Genomic DNA, 20,573 nt, shown 5'->3' on the forward strand with positions numbered 1-20,573 from the left:
GAAATAAAAAAGACAAGGTCAATAACCTTGTCTTTCTGTAAAAATATTGGGATAGAATATTATTCAATAAATAACCAAGCCTCTGCATTGACTTCTTTTTGAAGTTTAACTTTTTCTGCTTCGGCTTCTTCTAAAGTTTTATAGCTACCGTAGGTAACAGGAATTAAATCATATTTATTGCGATTTAATTTATTAGGCTGGAAACCTTGTTCTTGTAATAGCCTTACAGCTTTGTCTGCATTTTCTTCACTTCTGAACGCTCCCGCAATTAAATGGTAAGGCATCTTTTCTTCAGCTATCGGTAACGAAACGGATAGTTCGGGTACATCAATAACAAAAGTGGCTTCCTGAATCTTTTTTTGAACTTCTTCCTGAACTTGTTTTTGAACGATCAGAGTTTTAGTTGCTATTTGTTGGTCATAATACATTTTATAGCCGTATGTTCCCATAGCAGCAAGTAAGGCTATTGATGCAACAGCATATCTGGCGAAACCGAAATTTCTTTTAGTTGCGACCGGTTCAAAAGGTATTACTTTTGTATCTTCTTCCTCTTCCTTAACTAGTGTGGTACTTGTCTCTATTTTTTCAAAAACAGGTTGTTCTTCGATGGCTTTAAGAACTTCGCGCTTAATTTCAGGAGAAATAAAACTGGTTAATCCAAAAGAAGAAGTTAAGTAATTCACAGAATCAATAGGAGTAAAAATCCAGTTCAATTCTTCACCGTTTACACTAATATTTCCGATATTAGGAAAAGAAACACTATTGTGTTGCTGTAATTCAGCAATCCAAGAATTCGCTTTTTGAGTTAATAACGCAACAGCTTTTTCAAACGTGATTTTTTCCCGTTGTGCAATATGATTGGCCAATAAGCCATCATTGTTTTTAATATTCGGATTAAAAGAGATTATTTTTCTGGGCGGAAGAAAAGTAGCAGCACTACCGTTAACCTGAGCCGATACAATTTCTGTAACAAATGCACCGAACCCGGGTATCGTAACGCATTGATAGCGATACAGTAAATCAGATATATGTTTTTCAATCATCATAAATACAAAATTAAGGAAACAATACGCTCTTCAAAATTTTATCAACAAATTTTATTAACAATTCTTAAAAATGCAGATTGTGTGACAAAAGTCACCTTTTATTTTACTAAATCATATTACTTTTGAGTGTTAGTTTGCAAATACAAAACAAAATGAAAAAAGTTAAATTAAGTTTCGCTGCATTAGCTGTTCTTGCACTGGTTAGTTGTGGCGATAAAAAAGAAGCAGAGCCATTTGGCAAAGCAACGGAAGAGCCTGTTGCTACCGAAACAACAACTGAAACAGTATCAGAACCAGTCACAGAATCCAATCCGTTAGCAGATCAGGGAAAAGAAATTTTTGAAGGAAAAGGAACTTGCGTTTCGTGCCATCAGCCTTCAACAAAGGTTATCGGACCAAGTTTAAAGGATATATCAGCGACCTACAAAGCTAAAGACGCCAGTATTGTTACTTTCTTAAAAGGAGAAGCAGATCCGTTGGTCGATCCGACGCAATTTGAAGTGATGAAAGCTAATTTTGCTATTACGAAACAAATGACCGATGAGGAGTTACAGTCTTTAGAAGCCTATATTAAAAGTTTTTAATAATCATCTATAACCATTTTAAAGCCCACGCGCGGAATATTTTCAATCCTAACGTGGGTTTCTTCTTTAAAGATCTTTCGTAATCTGGAAATAAAAACATCTAAACTTCTGCCCGAAAAATAATCATCTGTTCCCCATAAAGAGGTTAATATCTTTTCACGCTTCAGAACGGTATTCGGGTTGTCTAAAAAGAATTTCAGCAAAGCGGCTTCTCTTTCCGTTAAGGTAATTTCTTTATCGGGCAGTGACAACAAATAATTTTCCGGCTCAAAAGTGAAATGCCCGAAAGTGTAAGCCTTAGGTGCCTTATCGTTGTATTTTTGACTACGGTTTAAGAAAATTTCAATTTTTAAAATCAGCTCTTCAATAGAATAGGGTTTCACTAAATAATCATCAGCACCTAGCCTTAGCCCTTTAATACGATCTTCCTTCATAGTCTTTGCCGATAAAAATATGATCGGAATATCGGCATTGCGTTTTCGTATTTCAGTAGCCAGTTCAAAACCATCCATTTCAGGAAGCATAATATCACAAACACATAAATCAAAATCTTCCCGACAAAAAAGATCGAATGCTTTTTTTCCGGTATTACAATGAACAACATCAAAGTGTTGTTCCAGATTATCAGCTGTTAAAAAAGCCAGTGTTTCATCGTCTTCTACATACAAGATTTTCTTTTTATCCATTGCTGATATTTTTAAGAGGTATTTTTATTTCAATGCACAATCCGGATTCTGAATTTTTGGCCGTAATATGCCAATGGTGTAATTCACAAATCTTTTTTACATAAGCCAGACCTATCCCGAAACCTTCTACTTCTTCATTGTCTTTGCGATTTACGCGATAAAATTTATCAAAAATAAAAGGCAGATCTTCTTTAGGAATCCCCGGTCCGTTGTCACAAATAATTAATTTTAAATATTTGGATTCACTTTGTGCTGCAATTGAAATTTCAGGGGTGTCATTTCCGTATTTAACAGCATTGTCAGCTAAATTAAAAAGTAAATTGTAAAAGTGAAAAGCATCAGCAAATATTTCGATGTTTATGGTGTCTTTAAACACAAAGGAAACTTCTTTATGATGTTTTAAGCTGATGTTTTCTTTAATGAGATCTAAGGTTTTTTCCAGATCTATCCAACTCTTTTGTAATTGGATTTGATTGCTGTCGGCTTTAGCTAAAGATAAGATTTGTTCAATATGTTGGTTTAATTTATTGCTTTGATCAATAATGATTTGAATATAACGGCTTAATTTTTTGTTGCTTGAAATTTCTTTTTGTGAATTCGCGTAGTTTGAAGCAATAAGAATGGAAGACAACGGTGTTTTGAACTCGTGCGTCATGTTGTTGATAAAGTCATTTTGTAAAGCTGTGTAATGTTTTTGCTTTAGTAGCAATATAACGGAATAAACATAGATAACTAAAACAACGATCAGAACAAAAGTAAATATCCAGTATTGTTTTAGATCATTCGCGTAGGTCTGTTTTAGTTTCGGAAAGCGGATAGCAAAATAATAAATGAGCTCATTCTTTTTAGTGAAGCAATTTTCACATTTTTTTTGCGGCTTACCGTTGGCAGAAATATAATTCCCATATACCATATCATCCGTTGCACAGTTGTAAATGGCATATTCAAAATCCTGATCGAGCTTTACTTTATTGAATTCCGTTCTCAGATAATGTTCCAGAATGTTGTTTTCAAAAACATCATCAACATTAACAATATAATAGTTGTCAGATACTTTTTTGATCTGATTGGTAATAGGGAGGTTCGATTGATTGTCATTATAGATCTTCCGAACTACATCCTGTAAAGCAAAATGAATTCTTTGATCGAGTTCCTTTCTTTCAAAGTTGTAAGCCTGACTTAACAAAAAGAGTTGCATTATAATAACTCCTATAATAGCCAGTAGCCCTATGAAGATTACGATATTTAGTTTATTTACTTTCATTTTTACCCTGTTAACAAGTCGTTAACAATCATTACGGTTTGGTTAACAACAAAACTACCATTTGTTTTTTTAAATTTGTGAAACAAAATTAATAATAACTAAAAATTGTAAATATGAAAGCTTTAAAATTATCTTTAGTGGCTTTATTTGTTTCAGCATTATCATTTGCTCAAACACCGGCTACAGCAAAAAAAATGACAGTTCAACAAAAGCCTGCTATGGCAGCAGCAGCTAAGGCAACAAAACAGTCTGACTTGAAATGGGATAACGATACTCATGATTTTGGTGAAATTGAAAAAGGGAAACCGGTTTCTTATGAGTTTACATTTACGAATACTTCGAAACAAACGATTTTAGTAACGAATGTAAAACCATCTTGTGGTTGTACTGCAACTAACTACACTAAAACTCCGGTTAAACCAGGAGAAAAAGGTTCTGTTACAGCTACTTATAATGCAGCTCACCCAGGAAATTTCCACAAAACAGTTACTGTTACAACTAATGAAGAAGGTGCTGCTCCTAAAGTGTTAATCATAAAAGGAACAGTTCAAAAACCTGAAACAGAAGAAAAATCAATCTTATTAAAGTAATAAAAACAACTTTTTTATATCTTTACAGTGAACCACCTTATATTTAAGGTGGTTTTTTTATTTTATGGAGACAGCTTATTTTTATACACCTTTAGGGATAACTAAAATAATTGGAGATGAACATGGCATCACGGAAATTTCAATTGGGCATGATGATGTAGCTCCTACTGGACATATTCCTCAAATCTTAGAAAAAGCAGTTGTAGAAATGGAACAGTATTTTAAAGGTATTCGGAAAGATTTTACCTTTAAACTTAATCCGCAAGGAACTGAATTTCAACAAAAGGTATGGACAGAGTTGTTAAAAGTTCCCTTTGGAAAGACACTTTCTTATTTAGAACTATCAAAACGTTTGGGAGATGTAAAAGCAATCAGAGCCGTGGCTGCAGCAAACGGAAAAAACCCACTATGGATTGTAATTCCTTGTCACAGGATAATTGGTTCAAACGGTTCACTTACCGGTTATGCCGGCGGACTTTGGCGTAAACAATGGTTGTTAGAACATGAACAGGAAGAAAAACAACAAACACTCTTCTGAATTCTTTGTTTTAATCTGTTTAAAATAAATCAAAAAATTAGTACATTCGTGTATTAGTGGTCTTTTAAACTTTTTTAAAACATGAAATTTCTCAATAAACTTACCAAGTGGGCTATTATCCCGATACTATTTCTGGTACTGTTAATGTATATCTTTAATGTTGATTACTTGTTACGAGCGGTTCGAACAGTTTATTTTAACGGACACGATACAGCCTTTTTAGATGATTACCATTATTTTCCGAATCGGGAAGTTAAAAAAGGAGTAGCACAGCCTTGGGCAATCGCAAAAGATTACAATTCCGTTCCGGCGACAAAAATTTTAGAAAACACGCATAAAGAATTACAAACGGTTGCCTATATGATCATTAAAAACGATAGTATCTGGCATGAAAGTTATTATGACGGTTATGGAAAGGATTCAAAATCCAATTCATTTTCAATGGCTAAAAGTATTGTAACATTAGCTTTAGGAAAAGCCATAATGGAAGGAAAGATTACGGGTTTGGATCAAAAAGTAGTTGACTTTTTTCCTGAGTTAAAGGGCGAATATGCTAAAGATGTAACGGTAGGAGATTTATCATCAATGGCTTCCGGGTTAAGTTGGGACGAACATTATTACAGTCCGTTTTCTATTGTAACCCGTGCTTATTTTGACGATGAATTAAAGAATGTTATTTTAGGATTGGAAGTTAGTGAGAAACCGGGTCAATCATTCAAATATTTAAGCGGAGCGACGGAATTGCTGGCCATGTGTGTTGAAAAAGCCACCGGAGAATACCTTTCAGATTATGTGTCTAAAGAGTTTTGGCAACCGTTAGGAGCAGAGAACGATGCACTTTGGCAATTGGATCATGAAGGAGACGGAATCGAAAAAGCATATTGTTGTTTTGCCAGTAATGCCCGTGATTTTGCTCGCTTCGGAAAGTTGATGAAACAAGACGGAAAATGGAACGGACAGCAATTACTGGATTCGGCTTTTGTACAAAAATGTATAACGCCTCGTTTCCCGGAAAGTCCGCAATATGGTTATGGCTGGTGGATGCATACGATCAATGGTAAAAAACTGTATTATATGCGCGGTCATTTAGGGCAATTTGTTATTGTAATACCGGAAGACGACTTAATTATTGTGCGTTTAGGGCACATAAAAGGGTTGCAAACAGAAACAGATCCGCATAGTGATGACCTGTATGTGTATGTAGATGAAGCTTATGAAATGTTAGCACAACGGAAATAATTGAACTTTCACAACTATAAAAATTATGCTCGAAAAAATTCAACTTAATAATATTTTGTTTCTCGATATTGAGACTGTTCCTCAATATGATTCCTACATGGGAATGGATGAAGAAACGCAAAAATTGTGGGAACAAAAAACACAATACCAACGTCGTGATGAGGTTACAGCAGAAGATTTCTATGAACGTGCGGGAATCTGGGCTGAATTCGGAAAGATCATCTGTATCTCTGTGGGGTACTTTACAAACAAAGGAGATATTCGTAATTTTAGAGTAACTAGTTTCTGGGAGAAGAACCTAAGATTTTACAGGATTTTGCTAACTTGCTGAACAATCATTTTGGCTCGGCTGCTCATGTTATGTGCGGACATAATGTTAAGGAATTTGATATTCCTTTCATTGCAAGGCGAATGATCATTCACGGAATTGCTTTGCCGGATAAATTAAATTTATTCGGAAAAAAACCATGGGAAGTTCTACATTTAGACACACTGGAATTGTGGAAATTTGGTGATTTTAAACATTTTACATCACTGAAATTACTGACCAAAGTTTTAGGTGTTCCGTCACCCAAAGACGATATCGATGGTAGTGAAGTAGCTCGGGTATACTATATAGAAAAAGATATTGATCGTATTATAACCTATTGTGAAAAAGACGTGATTGCCGTAGCTCAGGTCTTTCTTCGTTTTCGTAGAGAAGATTTATTGATTGAAGAGGAAATTACGCATGTATAATAAAATTGTTATTGGAATTGATTTTTGACATTGCTATTGAATTCATACTTTTACAAAAATTCAATTTATGGTTTTAAGCAGATTTTGGCTCGTTATATTCGTTTGTTCCATTACATTTATTATTGCAGGATTATTTACCAATCAATATTATTCCATTGATTATGTATTGAACGGAAAACAAGGCGAAGCCCTTTTAATTGGTGAAAAATATCTAAACGAAGTTCCGAAATTTGTACAAGACAGTTTACAAGCATCAAAAAGCAAAGAGTTTGTTTTAAATAAAGTTACCACAGATGCAGACACTACTTATGTTTACAACAAACAAACTGTAAAAATCTACAGTGGTAAACAACAGGCAGATGGTTTGTTACCCATGGCCAAAAGTAGTTTGTTGGATCTGATTATTCCGTTAATTGCTTATTTAGCCTTTTTTTGCGGCATCATGGAATTACTAATTATTTCAGGAGCTTCCGAAAAATTAGCTGGCTATTTGAGTCCGGCATTTGCCAAAATTTTCCCTTCGATTCCTAAAAATCATGAGTCCATTTCATACATGACGTTGAATTTTGCAGCTAACTTTTTAGGACTTGATTCTGCGGCCACACCATTTGGTTTAAAAGCCATGGAAAAACTACAAGAGATAAATCCCGATAAAGACAAAGCCAGTGATGCACAAATTATGTTTATGTGTTTGCACGCAGCCGGGTTAACATTAATTCCGACATCCATTATTGGCTATCGCGCTGCTGAAAATGCTGCTAATCCGGCCGATGTAATGTTGCCTTGTATCATTACGTCTTTCGTGGGGACGATTGCGGCTTTTATTTTGGTTGGAATAAGACAACGTATTAATTTCAAAAGCGCTTCTCTGATTGCCGGTTTAATGGCTTTGATTGGGGCAATTGTTGGATTGTTGTTTTATGTAAACACATTAGATTTAATTGGTAAAAATTATTTTACGGCCAATTTATCTGGTGTTTTATTGTTGGTAATTATTGGTTTTACCTTGGTTTTTTCATTTGTAAACGAAAAGAAGTTTATTGAAAAGAATACTAATTTGTTCGACACTTTTGTGGTAGGTGCTAACAATGGTTTAAAAACAGGCGCTATGATTTTTCCTTATGTGATGGGAATGTTAGTAGCGATTTCTTTGTTTAGAAATAGCGGTTTATTTGAATTGATAAGTTACGGAATTGCTTTTATTTTCTCGCATTTAGGCGTTCATAAAGAAATTATCGATTCGTTACCGGTTGCCATGTTGCGTCCGTTTGCTTCCAGTGGTTCGCGCGGATTTATGATCGATGCTATGCGTGTTTATGGTCCCGATTCTTTTGCCGGACGTTTGAGTTGTATTTTTCAATGTAGTGCCGAAACCACGTTTTATGTCATAGCGGTTTACTTTGGTTCAGTAAATATCAAGGATACGCGTTACACGCTTTGGATGATGTTACTGGTTGATTTGATTTGTGTGTTAACAGCCATTTTTGTGGCAAGTTGGTTTTTTTAGGAGATGAGTTTTTTTGAGGATATTATTGTAACTGGATTTCAAGATGCTATTTTTAATAGTTTCCGATGGATTGGTATTGCCTTTAAATGGATTCTTTATCTTGGTAAAAAGCCATTTAATCAGATTAAAATGGAAAACTGGAACAACAGAATAGGCTTTTTAATAACAGTTTTAATTATTGCAATTAGTTTATATTTACTAAATAGTTAGGGCTTTGTGATTCTAATTCGTTAAAAAAAGAAAAAGAAATCTCATAATCTTTTCAATTAAAACAACTCAAGTTTTTCATAGCCCCGATAGAGCCAAGCACCGTGTGCAGGCGAAAGCGGGACGACTGTAGAGTTGTAAACTAAAATGTCTGCTTCTAAAAAACATATACCAAATAACCACACAAAACTTTTTCTCAAAAATATAGAATCCTTAACTTTACGCAACAAAACACAAACACAATGGATTTTATATATCAAGAGCCGTTTCCTATTGAAAAGGACGATACGCAATACAAAAAAATTACTTCAGATTACGTTACTGTCGAAAAATTAGGCGATCGTGAAATTTTGGTGGTTGATCCCAAAGGATTAGAGCTTTTAGCCGAAGAAGCAATGACAGATGTTTCGTTTATGCTTCGTACCAAACACTTGAAAAGTTTACAAAACATTTTAGACGATCCGGAAGCAACGGATAACGATCGTTTTGTGGCGTACAATTTATTAGAAAACGCTTCGGTGGCGGTAGAAGGGCAGTTGCCGTCATGTCAAGATACCGGAACAGCAATTGTTGTGGCTAAAAAAGGGGAAAGTGTGTACACCGGAACGGATGATGCCGAATGGTTGTCGAAAGGTATTTTTAATACCTACCAAAAGAAAAATTTACGTTATTCTCAAATTGTGCCCATCAGCATGTTTGAAGAGAAAAACTCAGGTTCAAACTTACCGGCTCAAATTGATATTTATACTAAAAAAGGAGCTTCGTACGAATTTTTGTTTTTGGCAAAAGGCGGAGGTTCTGCCAATAAAACATTTTTGTACCAACAAACCAAATCGTTGTTGAACGAGAAAACCTTAACGGAATTTGTAAAAACTAAAATCAAAGATTTAGGAACATCGGCTTGTCCGCCGTACCACTTGGCTTTGGTTATTGGAGGAACTTCTGCTGAGGCGACTTTAGCTGCGGTTAAGAAAGCATCTGCCGGATATTATGATAATTTACCGACTTCCGGAAACATGGGCGGTCAAGCTTTCCGTGATTTAGAATGGGAAGAAAAAGTAAAACAAATTTGTCACGAAAGCGGAATTGGTGCGCAGTTTGGTGGTAAATATTTTGTGCATGACGTTCGTGTCATTCGTTTGCCGCGTCACGCTGCTTCTTGTCCGGTTGGGTTAGGCGTTTCGTGTTCTGCCGATAGAAATATCAAAGCAAAAATTAATAAAGACGGTATTTTCTTAGAGCAATTGGAAACCAATCCAAGACAATTTATGCCGGAAGTTGCGCCACATTTGGAAGAACCAATTACTGTTGATTTGGATAGACCAATGCAAGATATTTTAGCCGAATTGACTAAATATCCGGTTAAAACACGTTTGAAATTAAACGGAACGGTAATTGTTGCTCGTGATATTGCACATGCTAAGATTAAAGAAATGCTAGATGCAGGACAACCTATGCCAGAATATTTCAAAAATCACCCGGTTTATTATGCCGGACCTGCTAAAACTCCGGAAGGAATGCCATCGGGAAGTTTTGGACCCACAACTGCCGGACGTATGGATGTGTATGTAGAGGAGTTTCAAAAACACGGTGGAAGTATGGTGATGTTAGCCAAAGGAAACCGTTCGAAACAAGTTTCGGATGCGTGTACAAAATATGGCGGATTTTATTTGGGTTCAATAGGTGGACCAGCAGCTATTTTAGCTAAAGAAAACATCTTGAATGTTGAGGTTGTTGATTTCCCGGAATTAGGAATGGAAGCGGTTCGTAAAATTACCGTGAAAGATTTCCCCGCATTTATTATTACGGACGATAAAGGAAACGACTTCTTTGCTGATTTGAAATAAATTTTTTTAGAAGAAAGACAAAAGAATATAGAGAAAAGACCTGTTAGTGTAAGCTAATAGGTCTTTTTAATTTTGTCATTCCGACGAGAGGAGGAATCTCATGAAGAGATTGACATTTCTCAACTCCGCTCGAAGTGACAAACAATAACGGGAAATCTGTTTACTAACAGACTACTGATGACTAAACGTTATTCAACATACAAAACCAATCCTTTCAAATAATGTCCTTCTGGGTGGTAAATATTTGTTGGATGATCCGGTCCTTGTGACAATTTGTGTAATACCCGAATGGTTCTTCCGGTTTCAATGGCTGCAGCTGCAATGGTGTTGTAGAACAATACATCGTCAATGACTTGCGAACACGAAAATGTAAATAAGATTCCTTTGGGTGCTAATGCTTTTAATCCGGCAATGTTTAAGCGTTTGTAAGCTTGTGTTGCAGTATGTTTGCTTTTAATACTTTTGGCGAAAGCCGGCGGATCTAACACAATGACATCATAAATCTGGTGGTTTTCTTTCATGAAATTGAATACATCATCAGCAACCGCTTTATGATTGGCTCCCGGAAAGTTCAATTCCATATTTTGAGCGGCTAAATCAACTGCTTTTTGTGAAATATCTACTGAAGTTACCAATTCAGCTCCGGCACTCATGGCGTAAATAGAAAAACCTCCGGTATAACAAAAGGTGTTCAATACTTTTTTGCCTTTCGAAAATTCGCTTAATAGTTTTCGGTTATCACGCTGATCCAAGAAGAAACCTGTTTTTTGACCTTCTACCCAATTCACGTGAAATTGAATGTTGTTTTCTTTGGCTACAGTGCTTTCTTGGGCTCCGAATAAGAAATAATCTGTTCCGGTATTCGGTAAAGTTCCCGAGCTTTTGCAATAAATGGTTTCGCAATTATCTGAAAAATTAGCTTGAATAGCGGCTGCTATTTTTTCCATTTCCTGAAAAATCCCGGAAGAATGTGCTTGAATAACCCAACAATTATTGTAAAAATCAATAATTAATCCGGGAATGCCATCGCCTTCACCGTGAATAACACGAAAAGCATTGGTTACTTCCAAATCCAACAAGCGAGTTCGTAATTCCCAAGCCGATTGTAGTTTTTCTGCCCAAAAGTTTTCGGTATATTTTTCGTTTCCAAAAGTCAATAATCGAACAACGATACTTCCTCTATCGCTGTAGAAACCAGTTCCTAAATGTTTTTGGTTACTATCTACAACATCTACTAATTGGCCGTCAGTTAGTTCTTCCGTTACACCGTAAACGGCACCGCTAAAAACCCAAGGGTGTCTTCTTAGTATTGATTTTTCTTTACCTGATTTTAAAATTACTTTTGGATTCATAAATGAGAATGTGTCAATTTGATAATTAAAAAAACCTACAAGGTTTAAATTACTTGTAGGCTGTTTTTATTTTCTTGTCATTTCGAACATCGTGAGAAATCTCATAACTTAATGTAATTTATCTTCACTACGTTCATCGAAATGACAAATGTTTTTTAGTCTAAAACCATTTCAGGAATTTCACCTTCTACGATTAGTGTTCCTTCAGTTGCTTTTTGAATTTCTTCTACAGAAACACCCGGAGCTCTTTCTAAAAGTTTAAAACCTTGTGGAGTTACTTCAACAACGGCTAATTCGGTTACGATTTTTTTCACACAGCCAACGCCGGTTAATGGCAACGAACATTTTTTTAATAATTTCGATTCACCAGCTTTATTCACGTGCATCATGGCAACAATGATATTTTCGGCAGAAGCGACTAAATCCATAGCGCCCCCATTCCTTTTACCATTTTACCCGGAATTTTCCAGTTGGCAATATCTCCGTTTTCGGCTACTTCCATAGCCCCTAAAATAGTTAAATCTACTTTTTGAGAACGAATCATTCCGAAACTGAAAGCAGAATCAAAGAAACTAGCTCCCGGTAATGTAGTGATGGTTTGTTTTCCGGCATTGATGATGTCAGCATCTTCTTCGCCTTCATAAGGAAAAGGTCCCATGCCTAAAACACCATTTTCCGACTGAAATTCTACGGCAATATCTTCACGAACAAAGTTGGCAACTAATGTAGGAATTCCAATTCCTAAATTTACGTAGTAACCGTCTTTTACTTCTTTAGCAATTCGTTTTGCAATTTGATTTTTATCTAAAGCCATTTTAATTTGATGATTTGGTAATTTGACAATTTGAAAATCATTTCTTTTTAGAGGATGAAATAATTTTAGAAATAATCAAATGAATTGATTGTAATTTTTTTAATAATTCTTCACTTGGATTTGGATAAAAATCTGAATGTAAACAAAGTTCTAACCAATATTGCAATTCATCTGCTTCTTTTGCTGATATTTTAAATTTATGAATGAAATCAACTTTGCTTTCAGCATTCTGAGCTTCTTTGATATTTGCTCCAATTGAAGTTCCACATCTGAAAATTTGAGAAGCCATTTCAAAACGATTATTGTTTCTTATAGATTCTGAGTAAGCGATAATATCTAAAGCGAATTCAAAAGTCAATTTTACAATTAGATTTTCTTTATCGTTTCTCATTTTCAAATTTTCAAATCAATAAATCTTTAAAAATTAACGTTTACGGGTTGTACGTTGTTCAATGCGTTTTTCAAATTTCGCTCCTTGGAAAATACGATTGACCATAATTCCCGGGATGTGAATTTGATTAGGGTCCAAAGTTCCAGCAGGAACTAATTCTTCTACTTCGGCAATGGTGATTTTTCCGGCACCGGCCATAGGCGCATTAAAATTACGAGCTGTCCCTTTAAAAATTAAATTTCCGGCTTCGTCACCTTTCCAGGCTTTAACGATGGCAAAATCGGCTTGAAAAGCATGTTCCATGATGTACATTTTTCCATTGAATTCACGAGTTTCTTTTCCTTCGGCAACTTCTGTTCCGTAACCGGCAGGTGTAAAGAAAGCGGGAATTCCCATTTGAGCGGCACGACATTTTTCGGCTAATGTTCCTTGTGGAGTAAGTTCTACTTCTAATTCTCCGGATAGCATTTGACGTTCAAATTCGGCATTTTCACCCACATAAGAAGAAATCATTTTTTTGATTTGTCGTTTTTGCAACAACAAACCCAAACCGAAATCGTCAACCCCTGCATTGTTGGAAATACAAGTAAGGTTGGTTACACCTATTTTCACGAGTTCGGCAATACTGTTTTCAGGAATACCGCTAAGTCCGAAACCGCCAAGCATGATGGTCATGCCGCTTTCAAGACCTTGTAAAGCTTCCTGAACGTTGTTCACTTTTCGAGTAATCATGTTGTTTTATTTATTTTTGGTTTAGTTTGGTTCCTTTTTCAGAAATTAAATTCCCCCATATCAGGTTCATCAATAGCTGTAGAGTCAACTTCTTTTTTCCAACAATCTACTTTTATAGATAAATCTTTTGGTCGTTCAAAATCCTCTTTAGAGATATTTAAGTCTTTGTCCTCATAACATTTCTTCATGAATAATCCCCAGATAGGTAATGCCATAGTAGCTCCCTGACCATAATACGTTCTACTGAAATGGGCAGCCCGGTCTTCATTTCCAACCCAAACACCGGCAGCTAAATTGGGAACAACGCCCATAAACCAACCGTCGGAATTATTTTGAGAAGTACCTGTTTTTCCGGCGATAGGATTATTGAATTTATAATCATAATTTCTAAATCCGGCTCCGCCCCAACGAAGTCTTCTTCCGGTACCGTCTTCTGTTACTCCTTCAAGTAATTTGATGATAGCATAGGCCACATCTTTGTTCATGACATCTTTGCTTTCCGGAATGACCTGATCTAATACAATACCGTTTTTGTCTTCTATTCTTGTAATGAAGGTAGGTTTTATATAAACACCTTGATTGGCATACGTACTGAAAGCTCCTACCATTTCTCTAACGGTTATTTCCGGCGCTCCCAAAGCGATAGCAGGTTGGGCGGGAATATCAGAGGTAACTCCCAGATCATGAGCCATATCGGCTACGGCTTGTGGTCCCACTCTGTCGATTAGTTTAGCAGAAACAGTATTGATGGAATTAGCTAAGGCTTGTTTTAAGGTGATCATTCCTTTGTATTTACCATCAGAATTAGACGGAGACCAATCTTTTTCAATTCCCCATCTGCCTTTATGCATGGTAAATTGTCCGTCAATTATAGAATCACAAGGAGACATTCCTAATTGTTCTATCGCTGTGGCATAAACAAAGGGCTTAAAGGTAGAACCTACCTGACGGGCTCCTTGCCCCACATGGTCGTATTGAAAATATTTGTAATTGATACCGCCAACCCAAGCTTTGATGTATCCGGTTTGAGGTTCCATTGCCATCATTCCTGTTTGAAGGAAATGTTTATAATAACGGATGGAATCTCTTGGTGTCATGATCGTATCTTTTTCCCCTTTCCAAGAGAAGATTTTCATTTTTGCTTTGATGTCAAAAGATTTTAAAATCTGGTCTTCTGATTTTCCTTCTTCTTTCATAATACGCCATCTTTCGGATGATTTCATCGCGCGCATCATAATTCTTTCTGTTTCTTCTTTTGAAATGTTTAAGAAAGGTGCATTTTTATTGTTTTTGGCTAATTTAAAAAACTCCGCCTGAAGGTTTGGTAAATGTTCTGCAACAGCTTCTTCAGCATATTTTTGCATTTTAGAATCTAATGTTACATAGATTTTTAAGCCATCTCTGTAAAGGTCGTATTCCGTACCATCTTCTTTTGGGTGGTCTTTTATCCATTTTTTCATATAGTCACGCAAATATTCTCTGAAATAAGTAGCGTAACCCTCTTTATGACTTTCCGGTTTAAAGTCTAAAACAATAGAATCTTTTGCTAATTTGTTTTTCTCCGAGTCAGATAAGAATCCACTTCTAACCATTTGACCTAAAACAGTATTTCTACGGTCGAATACTAGTTTTTTTCTTTTTTCTTTTGTAGGGTTATATAAGGCAGGATTTTTTAACATTCCAACAAAAAGAGCGCTTTCTTCTACAGTTAAGTCTTTCGGCTCTTTATTGAAATAAATTTTAGCTGCTGAGCGAATACCTACTGCATTATAAAGAAAATCGACTTCGTTTAAGTACATTGACAAGATCTCTTTTTTAGTATATTGACGCTCTAATCGTACAGCAATGACCCATTCTTTGACTTTTTGGATGAGTCGCATAATTATATTTTTAGAACCTTCACCATGAAATAATAACTTGGCTAATTGTTGGGTGATAGTACTGGCTCCACCGTCTTGACCGAGTTTAACAATTGCACGAAGTGTACCTCGAGCATCAATACCGGAGTGTTCATAAAAACGTTCGTCCTCTGTTGCAATTAAGGCATTCACTAAATGAGGAGGAAGGTCTTCAAATTTTACAGGGACACGATTTTGGGCATAGTATTTTCCGATTACTTCTCCGTCTGAAGAGATAATCTCTGTTGCAATGTTTGAATCTGGATTTTCAAGTTTTTCAAAACTAGGCATTTCCCCTAAAAGCCCCATGAGGCAAAAAGGAATAGAAGTACAACAAAAGCAATTCCCAGGATAAAAATTTTCCAGAACCATTTTATGTAAACGGAAAACTCATTTGTATTTGTCTTTTTTGTTGCCATATTTTTAGTTGGTTTTTTCAATTCTGAATCCTACATCTGTGATGCCAGGTAAATTTTCTAATCCGGTAATGCTTCCGGTTTCCCTAAGGGCATGAGTGACGGAAACTTTGTAGTTTCCGGCTTTTTTAAATACAAAATTTTCCTGATACCAGAGTTTGTTTTCTTTGATGTCAGTAAAACCTTCTCCTAAAAGAGAACCGTCCGGATTTGCCATAGCATATTCCAGAGTATCTGTTTTTATTTCGTTATCCGGATTTTCCATGGTAACAATAACGAATAAATTATTAAACGGGTAATCAGCATTGTCCCTTATGTTTAAAAACAAATTATAGGGAGATACCGTGTCTTTTTGTTCAAATGTAAAAGAGATGGTATCCTTGTGATTCCAGGTGCCGTTTAATTTAGCGTATTGGTCAAACACCCTTTTTTTGTCACAAGACAAGAAAAAAGATACAAAACCTAATAAAAGGATGTATTTAGTTTTTCTTAGGCGCATTTTTTTTATTTGCTGGTTTTTGCTGTTGTTGTTTGTTATTATTGTTATTATTTCTTCTTTTTTTGTTTTTGTTAGGTCTTTTCTTAGGTTTGTCAAAACGATTAAGAGAATCTTGTCCTACAACATTTTGGAAATTCTTTTCAATGGTTTTGGTGTCTTCCACTACAAAATCTTCTAAAGCAGCAACTTTCTGATTTTTAGCATTGACAGCTAAGATCTCTTTTACTTGCTCAACAGTTAGAACGTGCCAATGGGCAGGATTGTTTTCATAACAGAACCACATTAATTCTTTAAAAATGTCAACTTTCTGACAATTAGCATTTCCTTTTTCCGTAAATAGTTTAGTATCCAGATCCGGGAAACTCTTAAGGGCATCTAAATAAGTGTCTAATTCATAATTCAGACAGCATTTTAACTTACCGCATTGACCGGCTAGCTTTTGAGGGTTTAGTGACAATTGTTGGTAACGAGCAGCAGAAGTGTTAACACTTCTGAAGTCGGTTAACCAGGTTGAACAGCAAAGTTCTCTACCACAAGAACCGATACCTCCTAAGCGAGAAGCTTCCTGACGGAACCCAACTTGCTTCATTTCAATACGAATACTGAACTCTCTTGCAAAATCTTTAATAAGCTGACGAAAATCTACACGGTCATTTGCTGTATAGTAGAACGTAGCTTTTGAACCGTCACCCTGAAATTCCACATCAGAAATCTTCATTTCCAAGTTCAGGGCAATAGCTAACTCACGGGCACGCATTCGCACCGGTTCTTCACGGTTTCTGGCTTCACTCCAGATATCGATATCTTTTTGAGATGCTTTTCTATAGATCTTAGGTAGTTCTGCGTTCAGAGCGGTATTCTTTTTGTTCATCTGAACTTTTACCAGTTCGCCTGCAAGAGATACAATGCCGACATCATGTCCGGGAGACGCTTCAGTAGCTACAATGTCGCCCATGGAAAGCGATAGTTTTTCAGGATTTCTGAAAAAATCTTTTCTTCCGTTTTTAAAGCGTACTTCCACTACATCAAATGGTTCCTGTCCCTGAGGTAAACCCATGTTAGATAACCAGTCGAATACCGTTAATTTGTTGCAGCTTCCGGTGCCGCATGAACCGTTATTATTACATCCTTTAGGAACACCATCTTTAGTTCCTGTGGAACAATTATTACATGCCATAGTTTTATATATTGATCGTTCCTTAAATGGAACTACTTGTCAAAAGTGTGTTTTGTGTGTAAAGATAATACAAATTTATGAATGGTTTAAAAAAGAAAAACCTGCTTTCGTATATAACGAGAACAGGCTTTAAAAAAGTATTATCAATGGGGGTTTTATGTTTCTTTTACCGAAATAATGTGAACCGGACAAGCTTTTTCGGCTTGTTCACAGGCTTCTGTTATGGTATGATCGTGCGATTTTAGCGTGTGAAAACCTTTATTGTTTACTGATTTTATCAGAACGGTTTTTCCGTCTTTTTTAGACATCTGGAATTGCTTGGGCGCAAATTCAACACAATAATTGCAACCAATACATTTGTCTCGTTGTAATGTAACAATGACCATTATGCTTCTACGATTTTATACAACTTGTCAGACAATCGGATTCTGAATGGGAGTTTTAACGTTAAGCTATCTCCTTTAGTGGCTTTTTCAGAATTCTCATCGTTTACCATCATCTCTTCAATAACTAATTCCTGAACGCCTGTTGTAGGACCGGTAATTAAAACTTTATCTCCTTTTTTAAGATCGTAGGCTTCAATTTTGAATTCAGCAATGCTGGCTTTAGGGAAATAGTGCATCCCTTTACCGATATATACTTTCTTTTGTGTAGCACTGCTTCCGGATTCTTTACTCCATTCACCTAATTTTTGACCTAAATAATAACCGCTCCAAAAACCTCTGTTGTAAACGGTATTTAGAGCTTCCATCCATTCTGCCACTTTTTCCTGAGAAAATGTTCCGTCATAATACGAATCAATAGCTTCTCTATAGGTTTTGATAACTGTAGCCACATATTCCGGAGCACGACCGCGACCTTCAATTTTTAGTACTTTGATACCTGAGTCGATTACTTGGTCTAAGAAATCAATCGTACATAAATCTTTTGGAGACATCATGTATTCGTTATCGATTTCAATTTCAAAACCAGTTTCTTGGTCGATAACCGTGTATTTTTTACGACAATTTTGTTTGCATGCCCGCGGTTTGCAGAAGAATTGTGAGAATGCAGGCTCAAATAGCATTTTCCGGAAACTGCCATACACAATGCACCGTGACCGAAAATTTCAATTTCAACTAAATTGCCGCTTGGTCCTTTTACTTGCTCTTTCTCTATTTGTTCCGTAATTTTCTTTACTTGGCGTAAACTTAATTCGCGGGAAAGCACAATAGTATCGGCAAACATGGCATAAAACTTCACTGTTTCAATGTTGGTCACATTTACTTGAGTAGAAATATGAACTTCCATTCCAATGCTTCTAGCGGTCATAATTACCGCTTGATCAGACGCAATAACGGCTGTAATGTTGGCCTCTTTTGCTTTGTTTAAAAGTGTTTTTACAATCGACAAATCGTGATCGTAAACAATTGTATTTAAAGTGAGATAGGTTCTAACGTTTTTTTCTTGGCAACGACGTGCTATTTCCGGTAAATCGTCTAAGACGAAATTGATGGAAGCACGAGCACGCATGTTCAACTGCTCTACACCAAAATAAACCGAATCACATCCGTTGTCTAAAGCTGCCTGTAAGGATTCAAAATTACCAGCAGGCGCCATTAATTCTATTTTTCCTGTAGAAGTCATTATTTCTTAGTGATTTTAAATAGTTTGTCTGATTTTCTAATTTTAAAAGGCAATTCGATAGTAATTTTATCGCCAGCTGTTGCCAATGTATTTTCAACTCCGTTAACCAACATTTTTTTCAAAGTAAATTCAACTTCACCGGTTGTCGGACCGGAAATTAAAAGTAAATCGCCTGTATTGATTTCTTTATTCGTAAGCTTGAACAAAGCGACTTGCGATTTAGAATAATAATGTTCGCCATTACCTACCAAAACTTTTTTAGTGGCAATTTTTTGACGAATAGGTAAATCGCTTTCTGGTTTTGCTTTAGCCAAAGAAACATCAGACAATGTCCCTGAATGTTTGAATTTTAAAGCATCAGATTTTCCTTTTTTGAAAATTTTATTGCTGTTGCTTTGTCCTTTTCGTAAGTTAATTTGTTCCACTAAAGGCAAATGAATGATGTCCTGACATTCGGTAGAACAACAATGATCCATTTTGGCAGCACATTCGTCACATTGAATGAATAGTAAGTGACAGCCGTCATTTGCACAATTGGTATGGGTATCACAAGGTTTTCCGCATTGGTGACATTGCGAAATGATATCATCGGTAATTCTTTCGCCTAAACGATTGTCAAAAACGAAATTTTTACCAATGAACTTGCTTTCTAAATTTTCAGTTTTTACCTGACGTGCATATTCAATAACGCCACCTTCTAATTGGTATACGTTTTTAAAGCCTTGATGTTTGAAGTATGCCGAAGCTTTTTCGCAACGAATTCCTCCGGTGCAATACATCAATAAGTTTTTAGATTCTTTGTAGTCTTTTAGTTGGTCGTTAATAATAGGCAAACTTTCACGGAATGTATCTACATCGGGTGTGATGGCGCCTTTAAAGTGTCCTACTTCACTTTCGTAATGGTTGCGAAAATCGACTACAATTGTATTAGGGTCGTCTAATAATTGGTTGAATTCATTCGCTTTTAAGTGAATTCCTTTATTGGTTACATCAAAAGTAGCATCGTCTAATCCATCGGCAACAATTTTGTGACGCACTTTTATGGTTAACTTTAAAAAAGAATGATCGTCTTGTTCGCGAGCGACATTTAAACGAATGCCGTGCATGAAATCATATTCGTCTAAAGTGGTTTTGAAAGCTTGAAATTGATCGGCTGGAACACTCATTTGGGCATTAATTCCTTCATGAGCAACATAAATACGACCTAGAGCTTCCAGTGGATTCCAGGCTAAAAATAAATCGTCGCGAAATTGTTGCGGGTTTTCAATTTTGGCATACGCATAGAACGAAAGTGTGATTCTTTCTTTTCCCGCTTCGTCAATTAAACGGGCACGTTCTTCTGCGCTTAAAGTGTTGTACAGTTGCATGCTATAACATTTAAGTGAGAAATATAATTTTTGAATTCTAAATGGAAGAATTCGG

At 36.0% G+C, this 20,573-nt stretch carries 16 protein-coding genes and 4 pseudogenes; 7 read left to right on the forward strand and 13 right to left on the reverse strand.

The genetic code is table 11. The annotated features are described in order from the left end of the window. Positions 1–59: 59 nt before the first annotated feature. Positions 60–1,046 carry an HU domain-containing protein gene (locus DI487_RS07300; RefSeq protein WP_109569054.1) on the reverse strand — a complete coding sequence of 329 codons (987 nt, stop codon included), beginning with the start codon at positions 1,044–1,046 and terminating at the stop codon, positions 60–62. Between the two features lie 152 nt (positions 1,047–1,198). Here DI487_RS07300 and DI487_RS07305 point away from each other — a divergent pair, with 152 nt between their 5' ends. Next, entirely contained in the window at positions 1,199–1,630 is a 432-nt protein-coding gene (locus tag DI487_RS07305) for a c-type cytochrome (RefSeq protein ID WP_109569055.1), read from the forward strand. Here the strand turns inward: DI487_RS07305 and DI487_RS07310 are convergent. After that, positions 1,627–2,316 (reverse strand): response regulator transcription factor, encoded by a 690-nt coding sequence (locus DI487_RS07310; protein WP_109569056.1) that lies wholly within the window; start codon positions 2,314–2,316, stop codon positions 1,627–1,629. The genes DI487_RS07305 and DI487_RS07310 overlap by 4 nt on opposite strands. Next, on the reverse strand, positions 2,309–3,580 hold the full coding sequence (locus tag DI487_RS07315) for a sensor histidine kinase (RefSeq protein ID WP_109569057.1): 1,272 nt from the start codon (positions 3,578–3,580) through the stop codon (positions 2,309–2,311). Before DI487_RS07315 ends, DI487_RS07310 begins: the two co-directional genes overlap by 8 nt. A gap of 113 nt (positions 3,581–3,693) precedes the next feature. Between DI487_RS07315 and DI487_RS07320 the strand changes: the two genes are divergently transcribed. From DI487_RS07320 to DI487_RS07350, 6 genes and pseudogenes are all read left to right on the forward strand, one after another. After that, complete coding sequence (locus DI487_RS07320) at positions 3,694–4,170, forward strand: DUF1573 domain-containing protein (protein ID WP_109569058.1); 477 nt, start codon at positions 3,694–3,696, stop codon at positions 4,168–4,170. Between the two features lie 64 nt (positions 4,171–4,234). Next, positions 4,235–4,708, forward strand: a complete 474-nt coding sequence (locus tag DI487_RS07325; RefSeq protein ID WP_109569059.1) for a methylated-DNA--[protein]-cysteine S-methyltransferase — start codon at positions 4,235–4,237, stop codon at positions 4,706–4,708. Positions 4,709–4,789: 81 nt separating this feature from the next. Beyond that, the gene (locus tag DI487_RS07330; protein WP_109569060.1) at positions 4,790–5,947 is read left to right on the forward strand and encodes a serine hydrolase domain-containing protein; all 1,158 of its coding nucleotides are present in this window, start codon (positions 4,790–4,792) and stop codon (positions 5,945–5,947) included. Positions 5,948–5,972: 25 nt separating this feature from the next. Then, positions 5,973–6,685 (forward strand): annotated as a pseudogene (locus DI487_RS07335) (3'-5' exonuclease). Between the two features lie 67 nt (positions 6,686–6,752). Continuing rightward, complete coding sequence (locus DI487_RS07340; protein WP_109569061.1) at positions 6,753–8,192, forward strand: nucleoside recognition domain-containing protein; 1,440 nt, start codon at positions 6,753–6,755, stop codon at positions 8,190–8,192. Between the two features lie 449 nt (positions 8,193–8,641). Beyond that, the gene (locus DI487_RS07350; protein ID WP_109569063.1) at positions 8,642–10,246 is read left to right on the forward strand and encodes a fumarate hydratase; all 1,605 of its coding nucleotides are present in this window, start codon (positions 8,642–8,644) and stop codon (positions 10,244–10,246) included. A 188-nt stretch (positions 10,247–10,434) separates the two neighbouring features. Here the strand turns inward: DI487_RS07350 and DI487_RS07355 are convergent, their stop codons facing one another. From DI487_RS07355 to trhO, 10 genes and pseudogenes are all read right to left on the reverse strand, one after another. Continuing rightward, complete coding sequence (locus DI487_RS07355; RefSeq protein ID WP_109569064.1) at positions 10,435–11,598, reverse strand: class I SAM-dependent rRNA methyltransferase; 1,164 nt, start codon at positions 11,596–11,598, stop codon at positions 10,435–10,437. Positions 11,599–11,753: 155 nt separating this feature from the next. After that, positions 11,754–12,412: pseudogene (locus DI487_RS07360) on the reverse strand (CoA transferase subunit B). A gap of 37 nt (positions 12,413–12,449) precedes the next feature. Then, positions 12,450–12,803, reverse strand: coding sequence for a four helix bundle protein (locus DI487_RS07365; protein WP_109569065.1), 354 nt, complete (start codon positions 12,801–12,803; stop codon positions 12,450–12,452). A gap of 33 nt (positions 12,804–12,836) precedes the next feature. Continuing rightward, entirely contained in the window at positions 12,837–13,535 is a 699-nt protein-coding gene (locus DI487_RS07370) for a CoA transferase subunit A (protein ID WP_109569066.1), read from the reverse strand. A 38-nt stretch (positions 13,536–13,573) separates the two neighbouring features. Beyond that, positions 13,574–15,852, reverse strand: a pseudogene (locus DI487_RS07375) (penicillin-binding protein 1A). A gap of 4 nt (positions 15,853–15,856) precedes the next feature. Then, a complete protein-coding gene (locus tag DI487_RS07380) occupies positions 15,857–16,348 on the reverse strand; it encodes a gliding motility lipoprotein GldH (RefSeq protein ID WP_109569067.1) in 492 nt (163 codons plus the stop codon). Next, complete coding sequence (locus DI487_RS07385; RefSeq protein ID WP_109569068.1) at positions 16,329–17,525, reverse strand: PSP1 domain-containing protein; 1,197 nt, start codon at positions 17,523–17,525, stop codon at positions 16,329–16,331. The genes DI487_RS07380 and DI487_RS07385 overlap by 20 nt, the downstream gene beginning before the upstream one ends. A 155-nt stretch (positions 17,526–17,680) precedes the next feature. After that, on the reverse strand, positions 17,681–17,911 hold the full coding sequence (locus DI487_RS07390; RefSeq protein WP_109569069.1) for a ferredoxin: 231 nt from the start codon (positions 17,909–17,911) through the stop codon (positions 17,681–17,683). Then, a pseudogene (locus tag DI487_RS07395) lies at positions 17,911–19,151 on the reverse strand (peptidase U32 family protein). The gene DI487_RS07390 and the pseudogene DI487_RS07395 overlap by 1 nt, the downstream one beginning before the upstream one ends. After that, the gene (gene trhO / locus DI487_RS07400; protein ID WP_109569070.1) at positions 19,151–20,518 is read right to left on the reverse strand and encodes an oxygen-dependent tRNA uridine(34) hydroxylase TrhO; all 1,368 of its coding nucleotides are present in this window, start codon (positions 20,516–20,518) and stop codon (positions 19,151–19,153) included. Before trhO ends, DI487_RS07395 begins: the two are co-directional and overlap by 1 nt. Positions 20,519–20,573: the final 55 nt, after the last annotated feature.

Source organism: Flavobacterium sediminis (genome assembly GCF_003148385.1).
GTDB classification, from domain to species: Bacteria; Bacteroidota; Bacteroidia; order Flavobacteriales; family Flavobacteriaceae; genus Flavobacterium; species Flavobacterium sediminis.

What these genes read in the sequence shown, in the direction of transcription:
- DI487_RS07325 (WP_109569059.1), top strand. Translation starts at nt 4,235, where the DNA reads ATGGAGACAGCTTATTTTTATACACCTTTAGGGATAACTAAAATAATT.
- DI487_RS07300 (WP_109569054.1), bottom strand. Translation starts at nt 1,046, where the DNA reads ATGATGATTGAAAAACATATATCTGATTTACTGTATCGCTATCAATGC.
- DI487_RS07340 (WP_109569061.1), top strand. Translation starts at nt 6,753, where the DNA reads ATGGTTTTAAGCAGATTTTGGCTCGTTATATTCGTTTGTTCCATTACA.
- DI487_RS07390 (WP_109569069.1), bottom strand. Translation starts at nt 17,911, where the DNA reads ATGGTCATTGTTACATTACAACGAGACAAATGTATTGGTTGCAATTAT.
- DI487_RS07305 (WP_109569055.1), top strand. Translation starts at nt 1,199, where the DNA reads ATGAAAAAAGTTAAATTAAGTTTCGCTGCATTAGCTGTTCTTGCACTG.
- DI487_RS07350 (WP_109569063.1), top strand. Translation starts at nt 8,642, where the DNA reads ATGGATTTTATATATCAAGAGCCGTTTCCTATTGAAAAGGACGATACG.
- trhO (WP_109569070.1), bottom strand. Translation starts at nt 20,518, where the DNA reads ATGCAACTGTACAACACTTTAAGCGCAGAAGAACGTGCCCGTTTAATT.
- DI487_RS07385 (WP_109569068.1), bottom strand. Translation starts at nt 17,525, where the DNA reads ATGGCATGTAATAATTGTTCCACAGGAACTAAAGATGGTGTTCCTAAA.
- DI487_RS07330 (WP_109569060.1), top strand. Translation starts at nt 4,790, where the DNA reads ATGAAATTTCTCAATAAACTTACCAAGTGGGCTATTATCCCGATACTA.
- DI487_RS07315 (WP_109569057.1), bottom strand. Translation starts at nt 3,580, where the DNA reads ATGAAAGTAAATAAACTAAATATCGTAATCTTCATAGGGCTACTGGCT.
- DI487_RS07355 (WP_109569064.1), bottom strand. Translation starts at nt 11,598, where the DNA reads ATGAATCCAAAAGTAATTTTAAAATCAGGTAAAGAAAAATCAATACTA.
- DI487_RS07380 (WP_109569067.1), bottom strand. Translation starts at nt 16,348, where the DNA reads ATGCGCCTAAGAAAAACTAAATACATCCTTTTATTAGGTTTTGTATCT.
- DI487_RS07320 (WP_109569058.1), top strand. Translation starts at nt 3,694, where the DNA reads ATGAAAGCTTTAAAATTATCTTTAGTGGCTTTATTTGTTTCAGCATTA.
- DI487_RS07365 (WP_109569065.1), bottom strand. Translation starts at nt 12,803, where the DNA reads ATGAGAAACGATAAAGAAAATCTAATTGTAAAATTGACTTTTGAATTC.
- DI487_RS07310 (WP_109569056.1), bottom strand. Translation starts at nt 2,316, where the DNA reads ATGGATAAAAAGAAAATCTTGTATGTAGAAGACGATGAAACACTGGCT.
- DI487_RS07370 (WP_109569066.1), bottom strand. Translation starts at nt 13,535, where the DNA reads ATGATTACTCGAAAAGTGAACAACGTTCAGGAAGCTTTACAAGGTCTT.